The sequence below is a fragment of the Massilia sp. P2_C2 genome (assembly GCF_056404615.1).
The window spans coordinates 1-610 of record NZ_JBFUDR010000672.1 but is presented as its reverse complement, the minus strand read 5'-3'; the positions used below and the strand labels follow the sequence as shown (position 1 = coordinate 610).

Here is a 610-nt window from a genome sequence, read left to right as displayed (position 1 = left end):
GATGGAAGTGCGGCCGTCGGCCAAGGGCGCCTATACGGGCCTGACCGTGATCGTGCGCGCCACCAGCCGCGAGATGCTCGACAACCTGTACCGCGAGCTGTCCTCGCACCCGATGGTCAAGATCGTTTTGTAAATAGGATCTGTTGCTTGCGGCCCCTCGAGCAGGAGGGGTTTGCGACGCTGGCCATCAGGCTGGCTTATAATGACGGGGTATCCCTTCAAAGATCCTATCCATGCAAGCGAACTGCCCGGTCGTTCGCGACCCGGTCATCCGTGAGCTTGGCCGCGTCGACTACGAACCCGTTTTTGCCGCGATGCGCGCCTTCACGGATGCGCGCACGCCCGACACGCCCGACGAGCTGTGGATCGTCGAGCATCCGCCCGTGTTCACGCTCGGGCTGGGCGCCGACCGCGGCCACCTGCTGAGCGTCACCGCGCACGACGTCGCCGTCGTGCAGACCGACCGCGGCGGCGAAGTCACGTACCATGGTCCCGGCCAGGTCGTGATCTACCTGCTGATGGACCTGCGCCGCAACAAGCCGGGCGGCAAGCTGTATGCCCGCCAGTTCGTCCACAAGATCGAGCAGGCCGTGATCGATGTGCTGGCGGC

2 protein-coding genes are annotated in these 610 nt (G+C 65.1%); both read left to right on the top strand.

What is annotated here, in order from left to right; translation table 11 throughout:
- The coding region (locus AC1DYX_RS31785) for a DUF493 family protein (protein ID WP_477266270.1) at positions 1–133 on the top strand (133 nt) is incomplete at its 5' end.
- Between the two features lie 100 nt (positions 134–233).
- The coding region (lipB, locus tag AC1DYX_RS31780) for a lipoyl(octanoyl) transferase LipB (protein ID WP_477266268.1) at positions 234–610 on the top strand (377 nt) is incomplete at its 3' end.